The following is a 6,760-nucleotide window of genomic DNA, read 5'->3' on the forward strand; positions in this document are numbered from 1 at the left end:
GCAACCCACACCTGGAGGACCGCTTGCACACCTGGCCCGGCAACCCGTACCCGCTCGGCGCGACCTACGACGGCAGCGGCACGAACTTCGCCCTGTTCAGCGAGACCGCGGACCGCGTGGAGCTCTGCCTCTTCGACGAGGACGGCACCGAGGAGTGCGTCGACCTCGTCGAGGTGGACGCCTACGTGTGGCACGCCTACCTGCCGAACATCGGGCCGGGGCAGGAGTACGGCTTCCGCGTGCACGGCCCGTACGACCCGGCGAACGGCCTGCGCGCGAACCCGAACAAGCTGCTGCTCGACCCGTACGCGAAGGCGACGAGCGGCGACATCGACTGGGACCAGGCGCTGTTCTCGTACACGTTCGGCGACCCGGACTCCACGGACGACCAGGACTCGGCGCCGCACATGATGAAGGGCGTCGTGATCAACCCGTTCTTCGACTGGCAGGGCGACCGCGCACCGCGGATCCCCTACGGCGAGACGGTCATCTACGAGGCACACGTCAAGGGGCTCACCGAGACCCACCCGGACGTGCCCGAGGAGCAGCGCGGCACGTACGCGGGCGTCGCGCACCCGGCCGTGATCGCGCACCTGCAGCGCCTCGGGGTGACCACGCTCGAACTCATGCCCGTGCACCAGTTCGTGAACGACTCGACCCTGCAGGAGAAGGGGCTGTCGAACTACTGGGGCTACAACACCATCGGGTTCTTCGCCCCGCACTCGCACTACTCGTCCTCGGGCGACCGCGGGCAGCAGGTGCAGGAGTTCAAGGCGATGGTGCGCGAACTGCACCGCGCGGGCATCGAGGTCGTCCTCGACGTGGTCTACAACCACACGGCAGAGGGCAACCACCTCGGGCCGACGCTGTCCTTCCGCGGGATCGACAACGCCGCCTACTACCGCCTCGTCGAGGACGACAAGCGGTACTACATGGACACCACGGGCACGGGCAACTCGCTCAACGTCGGGCACCCGCACTCGCTGCAGCTCATCATGGACTCCCTGCGGTACTGGGTGACGGAGATGCACGTCGACGGGTTCCGCTTCGACCTCGCGGCCGCCCTCGCGCGGGAGTTCTACGAGGTCGACCGGCTCGCGGCGTTCTTCGAACTGGTCCAGCAGGACCCGATCGTCTCGCAGGTGAAGCTCATCGCCGAGCCGTGGGACGTGGGGCCGGGCGGCTACCAGGTCGGCAACTTCCCGCCGCAGTGGTCGGAGTGGAACGGCAAGTACCGCGACACCGTGCGTGACTTCTGGCGCGGGGAGCCCTCGACGCTCGGCGAGTTCGCGTCGCGGATCTCCGGCTCGGCGGACCTCTACGAGCACGACGGCCGGACGCCCAAGGCGAGCATCAACTTCATCACCGCGCACGACGGCTTCACGCTGTACGACCTCGTCGCCTACAACGAGAAGCACAACGAGGCCAACGGCGAGGACAACAACGACGGCGAGAGCCACAACCGGTCGTGGAACTCCGGGGTCGAGGGTCCGACCGACGACCCGGAGATCACCGCGCTGCGGCTCCAGCGGCGGCGGAACTTCCTCGCGACGCTGCTGCTCAGCCAGGGCGTGCCGATGATCGCGCACGGCGACGAACTCGGGCGCACGCAGTCCGGCAACAACAACGTGTACGCACAGGACTCCGCGATCAGCTGGATCGACTGGGAGCACGCCGACGACGACCTCGTCCAGTTCACGGCCGACGTCGTGAAGCTGCGGCACGACCACCCGACGTTCCGACGGACGCGCTACTTCAACGGGCGCCCGGTCCGCCGGGGTGAGGGCGAACCGCTCCCCGACGTGGTCTGGCTCACCCCCTCCGGCGAGGCCATGGACCCGGAGGACTGGGACTCGGGCTTCGGCAAGAGCGTCGGCATGTACCTCAACGGCGACGGCATCCGCGGCCGCGACGCCCGTGGTGAACGGGTGAGCGACGTCGCGTTCATCACGTACTTCAACGCGCACGACGGCGTCGTCACGTTCACCCTTCCGCCGGAGGAGTACGCGCCGGGCTGGACGGTCCGCATCGACACGGCCGACCCCGGCGCCCGCGAAGAGGTCCTCGACGCCGGCACCGCGCTCGACGTGCCCGCACGGTCGATGATCGTCCTCCGCGAAGAGCCCGACCACGAGGTCCGGACCACCCCGGTCGACGCGACCTCCACCGAGCCGAGCACCCCGAAGAACCCGGCCGGAGCCCCCGCGCCGTCCGACGAAGGAACCCGATGAGCGCCAGGCGCGTCCCCACCTCGACCTACCGACTCCAGATCACGCCCGACTTCGACCTGTCGCGTGCGCGGGAGGTCGTCGACTACGTGCACGACCTCGGCGCGGACTGGCTGTACCTGTCGCCCGTGCTCCAGGCGGAGCCCGGTTCGCAGCACGGCTACGACGTGGTGGACCACACCCGCGTCGACGTCGAGCGTGGCGGTGACGAGGCCTTCCGTGCGCTGGCGGAGGCCGCGCACGCGGCGGGGCTCGGCGTGCTCGTCGACGTCGTCCCGAACCACGTCGGGGTCGCCACCCCGTCGGCGAACCCGTGGTGGTGGTCGCTGCTCGAGCAGGGGCAGGGCTCACCGGTCGCGTGGGCGTTCGACGTCGACTGGGAGGCCGCCGACGGTCGCATCCGGGTGCCGGTGCTCGACGACCGGCTGCTCGACGCCGTCGAACTCCGTGACGACCGGCTGTACGTCGGCGAGACCGCGTACCCGACCGCGCCGGGCACGGTGCACGCGGGCGGCTCCGTCGCGGACGTGCACGCCCGGCAGCACTACGAGTTCGTGCACTGGAAGCGCGCCGACCACGAGCTGAACTACCGCCGGTTCTTCGCGGTGAACACGTTGGCGGCGATCCGGGTCGAGGAACCCGAGGTCTTCGCCGCGTCGCACGGCGTGATCGGTGGGTGGTTCCGGGACGGCCTCGTGGACGGTCTGCGCATCGACCACCCGGACGGCCTGTACGACCCGGCCGGGTACCTCGACGACCTCGCCGGCCTGACCGGCGGCGCCTACACGCTCGTCGAGAAGATCCTCGAACCGGGTGAGGAACTCCCGGCGTCGTGGCCGGTCGACGGCACGACGGGCTACGACGCCCTCGGGGTGGTCGACCGCGTGTTCGTGGACCCCGCCGGGCAGGAGGCCCTGACCGCCGCGTCGGGCGCCGAACCGGCCGACTGGCAGCATCTCACGCACGACACCCGACGCGGCATCGCCGACGGCATCCTCGGGAGCGAGGTCCGACGCCTCGCGCGGCTGCTCGCCCCGACGACCGAGGGCCTCCCCGAGGACCGCGTCGTCGACGCACTGGCCGAGGTCATCGCGTCCTTCGACGTCTACCGGACCTACCTGCCCGAGGGCGGGCACCACCTCATCGACGCGCTCGAGGGCGCTGCCGAGGCACGTCCGGACCTCGACGACGTGATCGACCGGATCGCGCCGACCCTCATCGACCCCGACTCCGCCGCTGCGGTGCGCCTGCAACAGACCTCCGGCATGGTGATGGCGAAGGGCGTCGAGGACACCGCGTTCTACCGCACCTCCCGCCTGACGAGCCTGAGCGAGGTCGGCGGCGACCCGAGCGTGTTCGCGGTGTCGGTCGCGGACTTCCACCGGGCGCAGCGTGATCGTCTCGGCAGCTGGCCGCACACGATGACGACGTTGACGACGCACGACACGAAACGGAGCGAGGACACCCGCGCCCGAATCGCCGTGCTCGCCGAGATCGCGGACGAGTGGTCGTCGACCCTCGACCGGCTGCAGTCCCTCGCCCCGCTCGAGGACGCGGTGCTCGCCGACCTGCTCTGGCAAGCGATCGTAGGAGCACGGCCGGCCAGCCGTGAGCGTCTGCACGCCTACGCCGAGAAGGCGTCGCGCGAGGCCGGCGACAGCACCACCTGGACGGAGCCGGACGAGGACTTCGAGCGTCGGATGCACGCGCTCGTCGACGCGGCGTTCGACGACCCGGCCGTGGTCGCCGTGCTCGACGCACTGGACGAGCGGATCGATCAGGCCGGCTGGTCGAACGGCCTCGGCGCCAAGCTCGTGCAGCTCACCGCACCGGGGGTCCCGGACGTCTACCAGGGCACGGAGACGTGGGACCGCTCCCTCGTCGACCCCGACAACCGTCGCCCCGTCGACTACGCCGAGCGCCGCCACACGCTCGCGACCCTCGACGGACCGGAGGAGTCCGGGCCCGAGCAGCTGCCAGCGATCGGGCTCGACGGTGCCGCGAAGGTGCTCGTCACGAGCCGCGCACTCCGGCTCCGCCGCGACCACCCGGAGCTGTTCACCCGGTACCTCGGTCTCGAGGCCAGTGGCGTCGCCGCCGACCACGTGCTCGCGTTCGACCGCGGCGGTGCCGTCACCATAGCGACGCGCCTGCCGATCGGCCTCGAGCGCGTCGGTGGCTGGGGTGACACCCTGGTGCACGCGGCCCCCGTGGAGCGCGTGGACCTGCTGACCGGGAGGCGCGTGCCGGCTTCCCGGGGCATCCCCCTGGCCGAGGTGCTCGCCGACCTCCCCGTCGCCCTCCTCGTGCCCGCGGCCGTCGCCGACGGCACGGAGCGCGAGTCCGCGGGCGCCGACACCACGGCAGACACCGCGTCCGGCTCCCGGGCCACGACCGGCTCCACCACCACGTCCGGCGGCACGAGCCCCGACGAACCCGAGTCCGAGGCGCAGGCCGAGGTCGACATCCTGGAAGGCCACGCATGACCGTCCCCGCCCGCTACGCCGTCTGGGCGCCGGAGCCCGACCGGGTCCGGCTCGTCGTCGACGACGTCGAGTACCCACTGACCCGCGGCACCGACGACTGGTGGACCACCGACGCGGTGCTCCCCCACGTCGGTGCGCGCTACGGCTTCCGCATCGACGACGACGACGCGCTCCGCCCGGACCCCCGCAGCCGGTTCCAGCCCGAGGGGGTGCACGGCCCGTCCGAGGTCGTCGACCCCGAGCGCTTCGCATGGACCGACGACGCCTGGACCGGTCGCCCGGCCCGCGGTGGCGTCGTCTACGAGATGCACGTCGGCACCTTCACGCCGGAGGGCACGCTCGACGCCGCGGCCGCACGCCTCGAGCACCTCGTCGAACTCGGGGTGTCCTTCGTCGAGGTCCTCCCCGTCAACGGCTTCAACGGCGAGTGGAACTGGGGCTACGACGGCGTCGCCTGGTACGCGGTGCAGCACTCCTACGGCGGGCCGGACGCGTACGACCGCTTCGTCGACCGGGCGCACGCGCTCGGCCTCGGCGTCATCCAGGACGTCGTCTACAACCACCTCGGGCCGAGCGGCAACTACCTGCCGCTGTTCGGGCCGTACCTGCTCCAAGGGCTCGGCAACACGTGGGGCGACTCCGTCAACGTGGAGCACCCCGAGGTGCGGCGGTACGTGCTCGACAACGTGCGGATGTGGTTCCGTGACCACCACGTCGACGGGCTCCGGCTCGACGCCGTGCACGCCATCCGCGACACCACCCGGCCGCACGTCCTGGCCGACATGGCATCCGAGACGGACGCCTACTCGGCGTTCGTCGGTCGGCCCCTGTCGCTCATCGCTGAGTCGGACCTCAACGACCCGGTCATGTTCCGTCCGCGGGAGTCCGCCGGGTACGGGCTCGCCGGGCAGTGGTCCGACGACTTCCACCACGCCGTGCACGTCGCCCTCACCGGTGAGACCAACGGCTACTACGGGGACTTCGCGCCGCTCGGGGCGCTCGCGAAGGTGCTCGAGCACGGGTTCTTCCACGACGGCACGTGGTCGTCGTTCCGGAAGAAGCGGCACGGTCGTCCGATCGACCGCGGGACCTCGCCGACCACGGCGCTCGTGATCGCGAACCAGAACCACGACCAGATCGGCAACCGTGCCGCGGGCGACCGGCTCGCGGCGACCCTCGACGACGAGCAGCTCGTCATCGCGGCGGCCCTGACCCTGCTCGGACCGTTCACGCCGATGCTGTTCATGGGCGAGGAGTTCGCGGCCTCGACACCCTGGCAGTTCTTCACCTCGCACCCGGAGCCGGAGCTCGGCAAGGTCACCGCCGAGGGTCGCATCAAGGAGTTCGCGGAGCACGGCTGGGACGAGTCGGTCGTGCCGGACCCGCAGGACCCCGAGACCTTCCGTCGGTCGAAGCTCGACTGGTCGTCGCTCTCCGGGGAACGCGAGTCGACGATCCTCACCGCGTACCGGGTGCTCATCGCGCTGCGTCGCACGGAGCAGGCGTTCGTGGACCACCGCTACGAGGCGAACGCCGTCCGGTTCAGCGAGGACCGACGCTGGCTCGTGCTGTCGCGCGGGCTCCTCGGCCCGGACGCCGCTCCCGTGCACGTCGTCGTGAACTTCCTCGACGACGTCGCCGAGGTGCCGGTACCGACGGCCTCCGGTGAGGAGCTCTACCGCTTCGGCGAGGCCACGGTCGAGCGCGGGTGCGTGCGCTTCACCGGTCGAGGCGTGGTCGTCGTGCGCTGACGACCCCACCACCGACGACGAGCGCCCCGTCGACCGATCCGGAGATCGGCCGCCGGGGCGCTCGTCGTTCGGTCCCGCCTCGTCGTCGATCCCGCCTCGTCGTCGGTTCCGCCTCGTCGTCGGTTCGCCGGGGGACGTCAGGCGGCGCGGCCCGACACCGCGTGGGCGTTCCGTCGGACGGAGGGCAGGGGTCGGTGGTCGCGGACGAGGGCGAGGACTTCGCGGAGGCGTCGGTCGATGCCCCACTTCGTGACCAGGGTGAGTGATTCGCGGACGATGTTGCCGCTCATCTTCG

General features: G+C 71.2%; 3 protein-coding genes. All 3 read left to right on the forward strand.

The features are described 5' to 3' along the window. Positions 1-23 precede the first annotated feature (23 nt). The 3 genes from glgX to treZ are packed head-to-tail and all read left to right on the forward strand — an operon-like array spanning position 24 to position 6,465. Positions 24-2,231: a glycogen debranching protein GlgX gene (glgX, locus tag QPJ90_RS17680; protein ID WP_290132429.1), complete on the forward strand. Its 2,208-nt coding sequence runs from the start codon at positions 24-26 to the stop codon at positions 2,229-2,231. Continuing rightward, on the forward strand, positions 2,228-4,714 hold the full coding sequence (gene treY, locus QPJ90_RS17685; protein WP_290132430.1) for a malto-oligosyltrehalose synthase: 2,487 nt from the start codon (positions 2,228-2,230) through the stop codon (positions 4,712-4,714). Before glgX ends, treY begins: the two co-directional genes overlap by 4 nt. Next, entirely contained in the window at positions 4,711-6,465 is a 1,755-nt protein-coding gene (treZ, locus tag QPJ90_RS17690) for a malto-oligosyltrehalose trehalohydrolase (RefSeq protein ID WP_290132431.1), read from the forward strand. The genes treY and treZ overlap by 4 nt, the downstream gene beginning before the upstream one ends. The last annotated feature ends 295 nt before the right edge of the window (positions 6,466-6,760 follow it).

Origin of the sequence: Curtobacterium sp. 458 (assembly GCF_030406605.1) — a bacterium.
Taxonomy (GTDB): Bacteria; Actinomycetota; Actinomycetes; order Actinomycetales; family Microbacteriaceae; genus Curtobacterium.